The sequence below is a fragment of the Pectobacterium quasiaquaticum genome (genome assembly GCF_014946775.2).
Classification (GTDB): domain Bacteria; phylum Pseudomonadota; class Gammaproteobacteria; order Enterobacterales; family Enterobacteriaceae; genus Pectobacterium; species Pectobacterium aquaticum.
The window spans coordinates 1105030-1120114 of sequence record NZ_CP065177.1; the positions used below are offsets into that span (position 1 = coordinate 1105030).

Sequence of the window (15085 nt, forward strand, 5' to 3'; positions counted from 1 at the left end):
CGATACACCCGTCGCGCTTCAAGTTGTAGATGGGGGGGAATTATTCGCGGTCGACTGTTCCAGTTAGCTTCGCGTTATCACATGGTTCAGCATCCCACTCTTTATTATCCCATAAGGTCAGACCGTTGCGGTCGACATGGGTTAACCGCTGGGCGAGGGGTTCGCCGTCGGGGAATGCCAGTTCAGGGGCGATTTCTGCGAGCGGGTAGAGCATGAATTCGCGATTCTTCATGTCGTAATGCGGCACGGTCAGACGCTCGGTCTGGATAACGACATCGCCGAACAGCAGAATGTCCAGATCCAACGTGCGTGGACCCCAGCGATGTTCCTTGCGTTCGCGGCCTTGTTCCCGCTCGATGGCCTGTGTGTGGTCCAGCAGCGATTCTGCCGCTAATGCGGTTTCCAGTTCAACAACGGCATTGAGGTAGTCTGGCTGATCCTGCGGGCCAAGCGGGCGGCTACGATAAAACGAGGAGCAGCAAACGACGCGCGTATGTGGAATCGCATCTAGCGCAGACAATGCCGCGCGCACCTGTTGCAAAGGCTGGGCAAGATTGCTGCCCAGCGCCAGATACACGCGCGTCATTAGGCTGGATCTCGACGTGCTGTTGTCGGTTTACGCGGTCGACGAGGGCGGGAACGACGATGTGGCGTCGGGCCGTCATCCAGCGATTTCAGCATGTTTTGCTGACGTGGCGGTGCGGCAACCTGGAATTCTCCCCACCACTGAGCCAGGCGCAGCAGCTCCTGATGGTTTTCGATTTCGGCACGCAGGCAAAGCAGGTCATACGCGGCGCGGAATTTAGGGTGTTCCATCAGCTTATAAGCGCGTTTACCCTGACGACGCGACAGACGCATTTGTAACTGCCAGATATCACGGACTAAAGACGTAATGCGCTTAGGAATTGCCAGAGAACGGCACTGCTCATCCAGTATATCGTTCATCGCCAGCGAGAAGGCATCGAGGTAGGCCAGTCCGCTTTCCTGAGCCAATTTTTGTGCATGTTCAATCAGCGGATACCACAGCATGGCGGAAAACAAAAACGCTGGATTGACTCGCATATCATTTTGCAGGCGCTGATCGGTATTTTTCAGCACCTGTGCAACCATGCGCTCCAATGTGGAATCGCCGTTTGGTGTGAAGTAGCGACTCAGCAGCGGGAAAAGCGGCTGGAACAGCTGGTATTCACACAGCATTTTATAGGTTGGATAGCCATAGCCCGATTGAAGTAGCTTCAGCGACTCTTCAAACATGCGCGCCGCAGGAATATCGTGCAGCAATGAGGCCAGACGAGGAATCGGCTCAGCGGTTTCCGGGCTGACCGTCATGTTCAGCTTGGCGGCGAAACGGACGGCGCGCAGCATACGCACCGGGTCTTCACGGTAGCGTGTTTCGGGATCGCCAATCATACGGATGACGCCCTGACGCAGATCGTTCAGGCCATCGGTATAGTCACGTACGCTGAAATCAGAAATGCTGTAGTAGAGGCTGTTGATCGAGAAATCGCGGCGTTGGGCGTCTTCTTCAACGGAACCAAAAATATTGTCGCGTAACAGCATGCCGCTTTGGGCCTGCTGAGAGGAGTTTTTGACTTCTTGCTGTTCCTGATGCTGTTCGTGGTGACCACGGAACGTGGCAACTTCAATCACCTCTGGCCCGAACATGATGTGGGCGAGACGGAAACGACGCCCGACCAAACGACAGTTACGGAATAGCTTGCGCACTTGTTCGGGGGTGGCGTTAGTGGTGATATCAAAATCTTTCGGCTTTTTGCCCAGAAGCAGGTCGCGTACGCCGCCGCCAACCAGATAAGCCTCGTAGCCCGCTTTGTTCAGGCGATAAAGTACTTTCAGCGCGTTATCGCTGATATCGCTGCGTGAAATAGTATGTTGGTCACGCGGAATCACCGTCAGATGCTGGCGCGGTTCCTCTGATTCGACCATTTCGTTCTCACGATTCAGTACCTTACGACAAAAATTAGCAACTCGGGAAAAGATAATACACCTCGATAGTGATGGATAAATCAACGGCACAGCAAAAAATTTCTGGGAAACGTTTTTGACATCGACCCAGTGACGGCCTGCAAATGTGACGGCCAAAGAGAGTGCGTCACTAAAAATAGCGGCTAATCATAGCTCACCAATGCTCCTTTGAGAATGCCGATGTGATCGCGGACGGGTTTATTGCCGCCTGTAACGGAACAACATCAAGGGACCAGTGCGCGACAGACCAGGCCAGAAGTGCAGAAAGCGTCATCTCCTGACCATTCTCCGGCAGCGGTTGGTTCAAGAACTGCAGTGCAGCCAGCAGCACGGGACGCGGATCGCTATTCGGCAGCGCTGGTGCATGATTCTGCTTGGAAAGTTTATTGCCCTCGGTATTCAGCACCAGCGGCAGATGAACATAGGTAGGGATCGCGTAGCCCAATTGCTGATAGAGCGAAATTTGTCGCACTGTCGGCTCGATAAGATCGGCACCGCGCACGATCTCCGTAATCCCCTGATCGTTATCGTCGATCACGACGGCCAGATTATAGGCAAACAGCCCATCGCGGCGGTGGATAATAAAATCTTCCTGCGCGAGTGCCGTGTCGGCATACAGCTCGCCACGCAATTTATCGTGAAAGTGAAATACCGGCGTTGTCTGGCGCAGGCGTAGCGCGGCGTTATCGGAGGGCAGGTTACGCGTCCGGCAATAACCGTCATAGTGTCCACCTAGCTGCTGAATACGGTTACGCGTACAGGTGCAGTAGTAGCTAATGCCTTGCTGTTGAAGTTGCCGAAGAATCTCGCGGTAACGCGCATGCCGCTGCGACTGGTAAATCACCTCGCCGTCCCAATACAGGCCGTAATGTTCTAATTGTGCAAGGATACGGGAGGCAGCGCCGAGAATTTCCCGTGGCGGGTCGATGTCTTCAATGCGTACCAGCCAGCGCCCTTGTTGGGAACGCGCTTGCAGATAACTACCGAGTGCAGCGATCAGTGAGCCAAAATGCAGGTCACCAGAAGGAGAGGGGGCAAAACGCCCGACATAACGATGTGTTTTGGTGAAAGCAGTTGTTCCAGACATAAGAGGTTGATGCTATCTCGTCAGCGCTTTATCCAGACAGAAGATAGAGTGATGAACATCATTCATCAGCGGTAGCATTCCTGGAGTCGGCCCCCGCGACGGGCAGGAGCCGATTCTGGACAGGAAAATTAGCCTGCCATTTGCTTTTCGCGTATCTCTGCCAGCGTTTTGCAGTCGATACACAGATCGGCGGTCGGACGTGCTTCCAGACGGCGGATGCCAATCTCGACGCCACAGGATTCACAGAATCCGAAATCCTCATCTTCGATTTTCACCAGCGTTTTGGCGATTTTCTTGATCAGCTTGCGCTCACGGTCACGGTTACGCAGTTCGAGACTGAACTCTTCTTCCTGCGCTGCGCGATCCACGGGATCCGGGAAATTAGCGGCTTCATCGCGCATGTGCGATACCGTACGATCCACTTCATCCATGAGTTGGTTGCGCCATGCTTCAAGAATACGTTTGAAATGAGCCAACTGAGCGTCGTTCATATACTCTTCGCCCGGCTTCTCCTGGTACGGCTCTACTCCGGCAATTGCGAGAATGCTCAGAGAAGATGTCTTACGGTTTTGCCCTTCTTGCATGTTGCTTCTCCTACATAACACGACACGCATAATACCCTTTTATGCAGTGAAATTGCGGCGTTGTTGGCCATAACTTCAGCTATCTGGGTATATCGGCCCCCAAGGGGGGAAAAAACAGGCCGCTATAAATAGCAGATGAAGATGGGGTTGGCAATGCTTCCTGACACCGGCCTGATAAAGTGTGAGGAACAACCTGCTTACATTAAATAATAAACAATGTGTTACGCCTTTGGTGGTACGTTCGGCGTGTTATGCAATGCTTGTACATCATCCCAACAACGGTAGCTTATGCGTCAATTGAATACCATCAGGGCATAATGTGGAGCCGTAACATAAAATTTCAACCCCAGCCAGCTGTGCTTCGATAAATAATTCCGCATAGCGTGAATCAATATGCCGAGCGGGAGAAACCTGCTGGATCCCTGAATGGAGCACGGCGAAAAAAAGGACTGCACGTTTTCCATTGGAAACCATCTGTTGCAGCTCACGCAGATGCTTTTGCCCTCTGAGTGTAACCGCATCCGGAAAGTAACCACATTCATGTTGCAATAATGTGACGGATTTCACCTCAATATAGCAGTCAATCCTGTCCTGCGCCTGTAAAAGCAGGTCGACTCGGCTATTTTCCGTACCGTATTTTACTTCCGTTTTTACGTTCGGGTAACCTGCTAGCTCTTCTATACGATTTTCCAATAAGGCTTCGTACAATAATGTGTTGGCACGCAGAGTATTGACACAAATCCAGTGATTTTGTTGCGTTTCAGTTAGTTCCCAGCTCTGGGCATACTTACGCTTAGGGTTATCCGATGTGGAGTACCAGACGGTATCGCCGGGCATGGCGCAGCCCGTCATCGCACCGGTATTGGCACAGTGCAGCGTGAGCGTCTCGCCTTCCGGGGTCACGACATCGGCCAAAAAGCGTTTGTAACGTTTAATCAATCGGGCAGGTTGTAAACGTGGGGTATAGTTCATGCGTATCCTGTTTTTTGTTTATCCACTCGACTACTTATTTAATAAATGACCAGCTTTCCAGCTGTTGATAGCGGGTTTTGCCGTTGTCGAAAAGTGACTCGTAAAGCGAAAAGTGCGTCATGTCGACCTGCCAGCTAAAGGTGGCGGGGGGAATCGCAACGGGGCGAGTCGCGCCGCGCAATAGCGTAATGTGCGGGTGAAACGGCAAGGCCGTTTGATAGCAGCCGTTGCGCGCGGCCTGAGAACGCAGCAGTTCCGCCAACTGTAACAGCCCACGCGGTGCACGGCGGCAGCCCAGCCAGACCACGCCAGGGCGCGGCCAGTGTCCGGCGTCATTCAGCGTAAGGGAAAAGGCGGGTTGGTGGATACGGCTCGCCAGCGTTTGCAAAACCTGCGCTTTTTGCTTGCTGACATCGCCTAAAAACGCCAGCGTCAGATGAAGATTGACCGCCGCGACCGGACGACCGGCTTCCAGAGGGAAGTGCTCGGCACGCCAGCGGAGAATCTCTTGCTGTGTAGTTTCCGGTAGTGATAAGGCAAAAAACAGGCGGCGTGTGGCTGGCATGGCGATCTCTCTGTTCTGATTCCATCAGATGCTACATTCATCCAGATGCTACAATGCTCGCCGCTGAAAGTTAACTTTATACGGAGATGTCTGTGATTTTACCGCCCGTCAGCGCCGTGCTGGATGATGTCATAACGGCGCTACATACCGCGCCTCAGGTGCTGCTTAATGCGCCAACAGGGGCGGGGAAATCGACCTGGCTGCCGTTGCAATTGCTGCAACAGGGCAATGTGGACGGGCGCATCATCATGCTGGAGCCGCGTCGTTTGGCGGCGAAAAGCGTGGCCTGGCGGCTAGCGCAGCAGCTCGGTGAGGAACCGGGACAGACGATAGGTTATCGCATGCGGTCGGAAAGCCGCGTGAGTGACGCAACGAAGCTGGAAGTCGTCACCGAAGGGATGCTGACCCGCCTGCTGCAACAAGATGCGGAACTGCAAGGCGTGGCGCTGATCATCCTTGATGAATTTCACGAGCGCAGCGTGCAGGCCGATTTGGCATTGGCGCTGTTGCTCGATGTGCAACAAGGGCTGCGTGAAGACTTAAAACTGCTGATTATGTCCGCCACGCTCGACAATGCACGGCTGGCGACGCTGCTGCCGGAAGCCGTCTGCGTGGTTTCCGAAGGTCGCAGCTATCCAGTTGAGCGGTGTTATGCGCCGCTGAATAATCAGGAGCGTTTAGAAGAAGGCGTTGCGCGACAGGTACGGCGTTTGCTCAGTGAAGAAGCTGGTTCGCTGCTGCTGTTTTTACCCGGCGTCGCGGAGATTCGCCGTGTGCAGGCGCTGCTGGAAAATAGCGTGTCGAGCGAGACAGATCTTTGTCCTTTATATGGTGCATTGACGCTGGCGGAGCAGCAAAAGGCGATTCTGCCCGCGGAACCGGGCCGTCGTAAGGTGGTGTTAGCCACCAATATTGCTGAAACCAGCCTGACGATTGAAGGGATCCGGCTGGTGATGGATAGCGGCCTTGAGCGTGTAGCCAGCTTTGATGTGAAAAGCGGCGTCACGCGACTGGTGACGCAGCGAATCAGTCAGGCATCGATGGTGCAGCGCGCCGGACGTGCCGGACGTTTGAGCCCCGGTATTTGCTGGCATCTGTGCTCACGTGAACAGGCAGAACGCGCAGCGGCGCAAAGCGAAGCTGAGATATTGAACAGTGATTTAAGCAGCGTCTGGCTGGATTTATTACAGTGGGGCTGCACTGATGTGACGCAGTTAACCTGGTTGGATACCCCGCCAGCTCCTGCGCTTTATGCTGCACGCCAACTGCTGTGCCAGCTTGGTATTACTGATGAACAAGGTCGGCTGACTGCCGAGGGTCGGAAAATAGCCGCGTTAGGCAGCGATGCCCGTTTGGCGACGATGTTATATGCCGCGTCACAGCAAAATTCAGATGCGCTGGCGACCGCCGGATGTCTGGCGGCGATCCTCGAAGAGCCGCCGCGTAGCGGGTCGATTAATCTGGCCGACTGGCTGCATCGCCCATTGCCGCACTGGCTGCGGCGAGCAAAACAGCTGACACGCCGTTTATCGACGGCTCCGGGGCGCATTGACAGCGTAGAAGCCGACTGGCTGCTGGCACAAGCTTTCCCCGATCGCATCGCCCGGCGGCGCAGTCAGGATGGGCGCTACCAGCTTGCGAACGGCAGCGGTGCGATGATGTCGGCTGATGAGGCGCTATCAGGTACGGAGTGGTTGCTGGCTCCGGCGCTCTTACAGAACGATCGATCAGCACAAAACAATCAGAACGCGGATGCGCGGATCCTGCTGGCGTTGCCGCTGGATATTGAACGGCTGGAACGGCGGCTACCCGGATTAATAAATGAGCGTAACGTGGTGCACTGGGTCGAAGAAAAGGGTACTCTGCGCGCCAGCCAGCGTGACCAGATAGGCTGCCTGACGCTACGAACGCGCCCGTTGAATAAGCCTTCCGATGAAGCACTACAGCAGGCGCTGTTATCCTGGATTCGGGAGCAGGGGATTGAAGCATTAAACTGGGACGCTGCGGCGTTACAGCTCCGCGCTCGGCTACAGTGCGCTCGCCAGTGGTTGTCTGAGGTTGACTGGCCGCTGGTGGATGACGATACGCTGCTGGCAACGCTGGAAATCTGGCTACAGCCGTCACTTGTCGGCGTGCGTGATTTACGGGCGCTGCACCAGATTAATTTGAGCGATGCGCTGCTGCGACTGTTGGACTGGCCGCTGCGCCAGCGGCTGGATAGTGCGCTGCCCACGCACTACACGGCACCCGGCGGTAGTCGTTTGCCTATCGCCTATTATGACGATAAGCCTCCCGTGCTGTCGGTGCGAATGCAGGAAATGTTTGGCGAGCAGCAGAGCCCGCAGCTGGCAGAAGGGCGTGTGGCGCTGGTATTGGAACTTTTATCACCCGCACAGCGACCACTACAGATTACGCAGGATCTCGCGGCATTCTGGCAAGGCACCTACCGCGAGGTGCAAAAAGAGATGAAGGGGCGTTACCCCAAGCATGTCTGGCCGGACGATCCGGCGAATACGGCTCCGACGAGACGTACCAAGAAATATCAGAATCACTAATTTCAGATGTTTCCGCTTTCCCAAACAAGGAGTTGGAAACAGAGTAGGCGGCTTGAGCGCAGAGCAGATAGCCGTGAACAACCTGATGGAGAAGTTATTGTAATGTCTGGGGATGACCGCGAACCTATCGGACGCAAAAGTAGAGCGCCAAAACGTAAGCCTGAACGCAAGCAGGCCATACGACGCCGTAGGGATGACGACTATGATGATGAAAGCTATGACGATTATCGGGGCGACTATGACGACAATGATGATGACGACATCGATGACACCATGACGCGTAAATCGCAGAGAAGACAGCGCTGGTTAGGGCTGGCGATCAAGCTGTTCCTGATATTTTCCGTGGCGATGGCGATCTATGGCGTGTACCTCGACAGCCAGATCCGCAGCCGTATTGAAGGCAAAGTCTGGCAGTTGCCGGCCGCCGTCTATGGTCGCATGGTCAACCTTGAGCCGGGCATGGCCTATAGCCAGAAAGAGATGATCAGCCTGCTGGAAGGTATGCAATACCGTCAGGTGAGCCGCATTACCCGCCCAGGTGAATTCAGCGTGCGTGGCAACAGCATCGACATACTGCGCCGTCCGTTTGATTTCCCCGATGGAAAAGAAGGGCAGATTCAGGCGCGCCTGACGTTTGCCAACGATCGCTTGTCGCAGATCCAGAATCTGGACAACCAGCGTAACTTCGGCTTTTTCCGCCTCGATCCGAAGCTGATCACCATGATGCAGTCGCCGAATGGCGAACAGCGTTTGTTCGTGCCGCGTGCCGGTTTCCCCGATCTGCTGGTTGATACGCTGGTCGCGACCGAAGACCGTCATTTTTATGAACACGATGGCATCAGCCTGTACTCAATTGGTCGTGCGTTCTTAGCGAACATCACGGCGGGGCGCGCAGTTCAGGGCGGCAGTACGCTGACGCAGCAGTTGGTTAAGAACCTGTTCCTGACTAACGAGCGTTCGCTGTGGCGTAAAGCTAACGAAGCCTATATGGCGCTGATCATGGATTATCGCTACAGCAAGGATCGTATCCTTGAGCTGTATCTGAACGAAGTGTATCTCGGTCAGAGCGGTAACGATCAGATCCGTGGTTTTCCGCTTGCCAGCTTGTATTATTTTGGTCGTCCGGTGAATGAACTGAGCCTCGATCAGCAGGCACTGCTGGTGGGCATGGTGAAAGGGGCATCGTTGTATAACCCGTGGCGTAACCCACAGATTACGTTAGAGCGACGCAATCTGGTGCTGCGTCTGTTGCAGAATCAGCAGGTTATTGATGCCGATCTGTACAACATGCTGAGTGCACGTCCGCTGGGCGTACAGCCGAAAGGCGGCGTCATCAGTCCTCAGCCCGCGTTTATGCAACTGGTACGTCAGGAACTGCAACAGCGGCTTGGCGACAAGGTTAACGATTTATCCGGCGTGAAGATCTTTACCACGCTCGATCCGGTCTCGCAGGATGCGGCGGAAAAAGCGGTGGAAGTTGGGGTTCCGGCACTGCGTGCTGGTCGTAACGTCAGCGATCTGGAAGCGGCGATGGTGATTGTCGATCGCTTCAGCGGCGAAGTTCGCGCGATGGTTGGCGGTGCTCAAACGCAGTACGCCGGGTTTAACCGTGCGCTACAGGCGCGTCGTCCTGTCGGATCGTTGGCGAAGCCGCCGACTTATTTGACCGCGCTGAGCCAGCCGGATACCTATCGTCTGAATACCCAGCTGGTGGATGAGCCGCTGTCGATCAAACAGTCTAATGGACAGCTATGGCAGCCGAAGAACTACGATCGTGAGTTCCGTGGCCGCGTCATGCTGGTTGATGCGCTGGCGAACTCGCTGAACGTGCCGACCGTCAATCTGGGTATGGCCGTGGGGCTGAATCAGATTACGGAAACGTTGAAGCGTTTAGGGATCCCAGAAAACGTGATTCAGCCTGTACCGGCGATGCTGCTGGGTGCGATCAGTCTGACACCGATGGAAGTGGCGCAGGAATACCAGACGATCGCCAGCGGCGGCAACCGCGCTCCGCTTTCCTCGCTGCGTTCGGTGATTGCGGAAGACGGTACGGTGCTGTATCAGAGCTTCCCGCAGGCGGAACGCGCGGTTCCGGCGCAGGCGGCTTATCTGACGCTGTATGGCATGCAACAGGTTGTCGAACGCGGTACGTCGCGTTCCCTGGCGGTGAAATTCCCAAATTATCATCTGGCGGCGAAAACGGGTACTACCAATGACCTGCGTGACAGTTGGTTTGCGGGGATCGACGGTAAAGAAGTGGCGATTAGCTGGGTAGGGCGCGATAACAACGGCCCGGCAAAGCTGACGGGGGCGAATGGTGCGCTGACGATTTATCGTCGCTATCTGGAAAACCAAACGCCGCTGCCGTTAATGCTGACACCGCCGGAAGGCATTACGACCATGACGGTGGATGCCAGCGGTAACTTTATCTGTAACGGCAGCAGCGCTGGGCGCGTACTGCCGGTCTGGACGGACAATCCGCAGGCACTGTGTCAGGCGAGCCAGCCGCAGCCTTCAGCGCAGCAAGACCAGCAAAACGGAGAAGGTGTCGCGGACTGGATCAAACAAATGTTTGGTCAATAATCTCTCACAGCCCCCAGTTAATCTATTGTCTCTTATAGACAAAGACAGGGGTATCACGGGCTTTGTCGTTATTCGGCGTAATTTCCGCCAAAAGCCTCGAGATCACGGCGGGAAGGGAAGCCCGCCGACGCCGTGTGATTAGCCGGAGAGGTTAATAGCTTCGACCAGCATCCAGAAGGTGGTGAGCACCAGAGAAAGCGCCATGATGCCGTTGAAGGCTTTCAGTTTCCACTGTTCCTGAAGATGTTTACCGATGCGATCGCCGAGTAGTGCCCAGACTAAAATACAGGGCAGATTGAGCGCCATAAAGGCGACTACTGTGGTAAAAAGGCCGCCGCTGGCGGCATAAAGCAGCGCGATGTTGCTGGACATCAGCCAGGCTTTCGGATTTACCGCCTGAAATAGCGTCCCTTGCAGTACGGTCATCGGCTGTACTCGCCCCTGTAATTCCGGTGCCGATGAGCGCACGATTTTCCACGATAGCCACAGCAGATAGACGCACCCCAGCACAGTGAGCGGGAGGCGAATCATACTCATCCAGCTCAGCAGAAGTTCCAAGGCTACGCCCATCAGCGCCGTTTGTATCCCGCAGCCAACGGAAATGCCCATCATCATCGGTAACGTACGACGCAGGCCAAAATTGACGCCTGAGGTTGCCAGCAGCAGATTATTGGGTCCCGGCGTGATGGACATGACGGTGACGTAGCTGAAAAAAGAAGGGTCGAGCATGGTGTTATCCTGATGATGAGGGAAAACACTATGGTAGGCAGAAAAAAGAAATGGTTACAGATACACAAAATGACTATTGTTATGGGTACAAAATGTATTAATCGTTAACTGTACTCATCGGCTGGCGGGGGAACTGTGTCCATTATCGACTCACAAGAAAGTACGCTCTATCAACAGCTCGCGGAAACCTTCGCCACGGCGATTCATCAAGGAACGTTAGCGCCGGGAAGCCGTCTGCCTTCTATTCGCCGCGTTGCCGGTTCGCATCAGGTCAGTGTGAATACGGTGTTGAATGCCTGGCGCATTCTCGAAGATCGCGGATTGATCGAAGCACGACCGCAGTCCGGCTACTTTGTGCGGGGGCGTCTGCCGTCGCTGACGGAGAGCAAGCCCCACCGTGCGCAGGTGATTGTGCCGGGCAGTGAGCAACTGGATCTGATTGATACCGTTTTTGCTGCTCAGACGCACCCAGATTACATCAATATTTCTCTGGCGTGCCCGCAGCATGCCGATTTCTATCCGACCGAAAAGATCAGCCGTATTGCCGCTTCCTTGCTACGGCGACAGCCCGACCTGATTGGTCGCTATGCGCTGCCGCCGGGCAGTGAACGGCTGCGGCGCGAAGTGGCGCGGCGGGCGATGGATTTGGGTATGACATTGACCCGCGAGGACATCACGATCACCCACGGCTGTATGGAAGCGTTACAGTTGGCGCTACGTACGGTCACGCAGCCGGGCGACTGTGTGGGGCTGGAGACGCCAACCTATTTTTATCTCTTTCCTCTGCTTGCCAGTCTGGGATTGAAAACGCTGGAGATTCCCACCGATCCGCAACGTGGTCTTGCGCTGGATGCGTTGGAACTGCTGCTGTCAGAGCAGCGATTACAGGCGATTATTGCCATGCCGAACGCGCAGAATCCGTTGGGATGCAGCATGACGCTGGCGGATAAAAAGCGGCTGGCAAAGCTGGTGAACGACTATAAGGTTCCGCTGATCGAGGATGGGTTATACAGCGAACTTCAGTTTACCTGGCCGCTGTCGCCGACGGTGAAAGCCTTCGACCGTGACGGCTGGGTGATTTACTGCTCCAGCTTCACGAAAACGCTGGCACCCGATTTCCGCATCGGCTGGATGGCATCGGGCCGTTTCCGTGCCAAAGTGGCGCGGCTGAAAGCAGTCTCGTCAATGGCGGAATCGGCGCTGCTATCGGAAACGCTGGCGCAGTTTCTGGAGTCCGGCGGTTACGATCACCATCTGCGTACGTTGCGTCGCCGCTATGCCGCGCAGATGGATGAAGCGCGTGGGTTGATTGCCCGACATTTTCCGCAGGGAACACGCGCGACGCAGCCGCAGGGCGGTTTTGTTTTCTGGCTGGAGTTACCGGGTGGTGTGGATGGTGTTGAGTTATTCCATCGCCTGCTGCAAGAGCGGATTTGCGTCACGCCCGGCGAACTTTACACGCTGAGCGGTCGCTGTAAACATGCGCTTCGGCTATCGTGCTGCTACCCGTTTGATGAACGCTACACCTATGCGCTTAAGCGCGCGGGGGCGCTGGCCTGTGAGATGAGTGGTATCGAGCCGGGGAATGGGGATTAATGGTGCGTCTGGTTTGCGCTGAAATGACGGCGCCAGTGAGTGACGCCGTCGTCGTGTATTCAGTTGGCTTTTACAATCGTGAGAAGCAGAGCTGTGCGGCTTCTATAGTGCGATCGATGTCCTGTGGCGTGTGTGCCAGCGACATAAAGCCCGCTTCAAATGCGGACGGCGCGAGGTAAATTCCTTCTTCCAGCATCATGTGGAAGAACAGCTTAAAGCGCTCGACGTCACACTTCATCACATCCTGATAGCAGGTGACGCTCTCCGCATCCGTGAAGAACAGGCCGAACATGCCGCCTGCCTGATTCACCACCAGCGGAATATTTTCGGCTTTCGCGGCAGCCAGCAGGCCATCGGCCAGCTGATTGGTCAACGCGGTGAGCTTTTCATGTACGCCGGGTTTCGCGACTTCGGTTAAACAGGCAAAGCCTGCGGCCATGGCAATCGGGTTACCGGACAGCGTTCCCGCCTGATAAACCGGGCCGGTCGGTGCCAGCGCCTGCATGACTTCACGCTTACCGCCGAATGCGCCGACTGGCATGCCGCCGCCGATGATTTTCCCCAGACAGGTCAGATCTGGCACTACGCCGTAGTGTGACTGTGCACCTGCCAACGCCACACGGAAACCGGTCATCACTTCATCGATGATGAACAGGGCACCAAACTCGTCGCACAGAGCACGCAGGCCGGGAAGGAAATCTGGTAGCGGTGGAACGCAGTTCATGTTGCCCGCAACCGGTTCGACAATGATCGCGGCGATCTCGTCAGGATATTGTTCAAACGCGGCGCGAACAGATGACAAATCGTTATAGACACAGGTCAGCGTGTGGCGGGCGAAATCGGCTGGAACGCCGGGGGAATTAGGTTGGCCCAGCGTCAGCGCGCCAGAGCCGGCTTTCACCAGCAGGCAGTCGGCGTGGCCGTGGTAGCAGCCTTCAAATTTGATGATTTTGTCGCGGCCGGTGTAACCACGCGCCAGACGGATCGCACTCATGGTGGCTTCTGTACCGGAGTTGACCATCCGCACCATATCCATGCTCGGCACCAACGAGGTGACCAGACGCGCCATCTGCACTTCCATTTCTGTCGGTGCGCCAAAGCTCAGGCCGCGTTCTGCTGCCGCGATCACCGCATCACGGATTGCCGGGTGATTGTGCCCCAGCACCATCGGGCCCCACGAGCCCACGTAATCAATGTACGCTTGCTCGTCAGCGTCATAGAGATAAGCGCCATCAGCCCGTTCGATGAACAGCGGAGTACCGCCAACGCCGTTAAAAGCACGAACGGGTGAGTTCACACCGCCGGGAATAAGTTGCTGCGCCGCAGCATACAGGCTTTCAGATTTGTTCATTACGCGGTCCTGACTGGTCTTGATCGTAAAATGTAGGGGTATTCTAATGAACTGACCGCCGTTATGAAATCGCTGTGCGGGTTTTCACTTGAAAACAGACCGCGCCATACCCATAGAGAGTACTGGCTGTGGGGGAGAGGAGGCGGCATAATGCGGCGATTATTTCAACAGTAGCTGTCAAATCTTGAACGTTTTCGCATACTGCCGGATAATAAGCGTATGAATATGGGTCTATCACCTGATAAACCCTGAGTTGGGAGTAAAAATATGAGCGATGATATAGCAGCACTGCCTCTGCAATTTACCGATGCGGCGGCAAGCAAGGTGAAAAACCTGATTGCTGATGAAGAAAACCCAGAGCTGAAACTGCGTGTATACATCACGGGCGGCGGCTGTAGCGGTTTCCAGTATGGTTTTACCTTTGATGATCAAATCAACGACGGCGATATGACCATTGAGAAACAAGGTGTGGCGCTGGTGGTTGATCCGATGAGCCTGCAATATCTGGTTGGCGGTGCGGTGGACTATACCGAAGGGCTGGAAGGTTCTCGTTTCATCGTCACGAATCCGAATGCGAAATCCACCTGCGGCTGTGGCTCCTCTTTCAGCGTCTGATCCTGCTTTGCGGTTATTCACCGACTAAAAAAATAAAAACCGTGTCTCGGCAACAAGACACGGTTTTTTTATATGCCCGTCATACTTCAAGCTGCTTGTGCGTTGGCTGCCCTTACTCACCCCAGTCACTTACCTGTGTAAGCTCCTGGGGATTCGCTCGGTTGCCGCCTTCATGCAACTCGAATTATTTAGGGCATAGTAAACAAGCAATCTGTCACAAGACGCGTTAATTAAAAGAATACGCCTCGTGTTTTTACTGTGATTACCATTCGACCGTAATCAGACGCGTTTCCGTACCCTGTGCGATTTTGCCGCAGAGGTCGAAAATTTTGCCTGATCGATATGAATACGTGACTCAGTAATTTTAGGTTGTGGTACAGAGGCTACGTTACATTTCATTTGATATTGACCGGACTGAGGCGTTACGCCGCACGCCGGTAGTATCGTCCGTTGAGCGTTAATTTG

At 54.9% G+C, this 15085-nt stretch carries 12 protein-coding genes; 4 read left to right on the forward strand and 8 right to left on the reverse strand.

What is annotated here, in order from left to right; all coding sequences use genetic code 11:
• Nucleotides 1-40: 40 nt before the first annotated feature.
• From folK to thpR, 6 genes are all read right to left on the reverse strand, one after another.
• Entirely contained in the window at nt 41-586 is a 546-nt protein-coding gene (folK, locus tag IG609_RS05110; RefSeq protein WP_193400205.1) for a 2-amino-4-hydroxy-6-hydroxymethyldihydropteridine diphosphokinase, read from the reverse strand.
• The gene (gene pcnB / locus IG609_RS05115; RefSeq protein WP_205562224.1) at nt 586-1998 is read right to left on the reverse strand and encodes a polynucleotide adenylyltransferase PcnB; all 1413 of its coding nucleotides are present in this window, start codon (nt 1996-1998) and stop codon (nt 586-588) included. The genes folK and pcnB overlap by 1 nt, the downstream gene beginning before the upstream one ends.
• 139 nt (nt 1999-2137) lie before the next feature.
• Nucleotides 2138-3070 (reverse strand): tRNA glutamyl-Q(34) synthetase GluQRS, encoded by a 933-nt coding sequence (gene gluQRS / locus IG609_RS05120; protein WP_193400203.1) that lies wholly within the window; start codon nt 3068-3070, stop codon nt 2138-2140.
• Between the two features lie 128 nt (nt 3071-3198).
• Nucleotides 3199-3654 (reverse strand): RNA polymerase-binding protein DksA, encoded by a 456-nt coding sequence (dksA, locus tag IG609_RS05125; protein WP_005969032.1) that lies wholly within the window; start codon nt 3652-3654, stop codon nt 3199-3201.
• Nucleotides 3655-3921: 267 nt separating this feature from the next.
• Nucleotides 3922-4626: a DNA/RNA nuclease SfsA gene (gene sfsA / locus IG609_RS05130; protein WP_193400201.1), complete on the reverse strand. Its 705-nt coding sequence runs from the start codon at nt 4624-4626 to the stop codon at nt 3922-3924.
• Between the two features lie 34 nt (nt 4627-4660).
• Nucleotides 4661-5191 (reverse strand): RNA 2',3'-cyclic phosphodiesterase, encoded by a 531-nt coding sequence (thpR, locus tag IG609_RS05135; RefSeq protein ID WP_193397721.1) that lies wholly within the window; start codon nt 5189-5191, stop codon nt 4661-4663.
• Between the two features lie 92 nt (nt 5192-5283).
• On the opposite strand from thpR, the gene hrpB reads away from it, so the two are divergent.
• Together hrpB and mrcB are read left to right on the forward strand one after the other, a co-directional pair.
• Nucleotides 5284-7746 (forward strand): ATP-dependent helicase HrpB, encoded by a 2463-nt coding sequence (gene hrpB, locus IG609_RS05140; protein WP_193400199.1) that lies wholly within the window; start codon nt 5284-5286, stop codon nt 7744-7746.
• 102 nt (nt 7747-7848) lie between these two features.
• Nucleotides 7849-10329, forward strand: coding sequence for a bifunctional glycosyl transferase/transpeptidase (gene mrcB / locus IG609_RS05145; protein WP_193397719.1), 2481 nt, complete (start codon nt 7849-7851; stop codon nt 10327-10329).
• Nucleotides 10330-10467: 138 nt separating this feature from the next.
• Here the strand turns inward: mrcB and IG609_RS05150 are convergent, their stop codons facing one another.
• Nucleotides 10468-11058, reverse strand: a complete 591-nt coding sequence (locus IG609_RS05150; RefSeq protein WP_193397718.1) for a LysE family translocator — start codon at nt 11056-11058, stop codon at nt 10468-10470.
• Between the two features lie 135 nt (nt 11059-11193).
• Here IG609_RS05150 and IG609_RS05155 point away from each other — a divergent pair, with 135 nt between their 5' ends.
• Entirely contained in the window at nt 11194-12654 is a 1461-nt protein-coding gene (locus IG609_RS05155) for an aminotransferase-like domain-containing protein (protein ID WP_193397717.1), read from the forward strand.
• A 70-nt stretch (nt 12655-12724) separates the two neighbouring features.
• Here the strand turns inward: IG609_RS05155 and hemL are convergent, their stop codons facing one another.
• Nucleotides 12725-14005 (reverse strand): glutamate-1-semialdehyde 2,1-aminomutase, encoded by a 1281-nt coding sequence (gene hemL, locus IG609_RS05160; protein ID WP_193397716.1) that lies wholly within the window; start codon nt 14003-14005, stop codon nt 12725-12727.
• A 267-nt stretch (nt 14006-14272) separates the two neighbouring features.
• Here hemL and erpA point away from each other — a divergent pair, with 267 nt between their 5' ends.
• Entirely contained in the window at nt 14273-14620 is a 348-nt protein-coding gene (gene erpA / locus IG609_RS05165) for an iron-sulfur cluster insertion protein ErpA (protein WP_005969047.1), read from the forward strand.
• The last annotated feature ends 465 nt before the right edge of the window (nt 14621-15085 follow it).

Coding starts and splice junctions, on each gene's coding strand:
- gluQRS (WP_193400203.1), bottom strand. CDS start 3,070: ATGTCTGGAACAACTGCTTTCACCAAAACACATCGTTATGTCGGGCGT.
- thpR (WP_193397721.1), bottom strand. CDS start 5,191: ATGCCAGCCACACGCCGCCTGTTTTTTGCCTTATCACTACCGGAAACT.
- mrcB (WP_193397719.1), top strand. CDS start 7,849: ATGTCTGGGGATGACCGCGAACCTATCGGACGCAAAAGTAGAGCGCCA.
- erpA (WP_005969047.1), top strand. CDS start 14,273: ATGAGCGATGATATAGCAGCACTGCCTCTGCAATTTACCGATGCGGCG.
- hemL (WP_193397716.1), bottom strand. CDS start 14,005: ATGAACAAATCTGAAAGCCTGTATGCTGCGGCGCAGCAACTTATTCCC.
- IG609_RS05150 (WP_193397718.1), bottom strand. CDS start 11,058: ATGCTCGACCCTTCTTTTTTCAGCTACGTCACCGTCATGTCCATCACG.
- folK (WP_193400205.1), bottom strand. CDS start 586: ATGACGCGCGTGTATCTGGCGCTGGGCAGCAATCTTGCCCAGCCTTTG.
- sfsA (WP_193400201.1), bottom strand. CDS start 4,626: ATGAACTATACCCCACGTTTACAACCTGCCCGATTGATTAAACGTTAC.
- dksA (WP_005969032.1), bottom strand. CDS start 3,654: ATGCAAGAAGGGCAAAACCGTAAGACATCTTCTCTGAGCATTCTCGCA.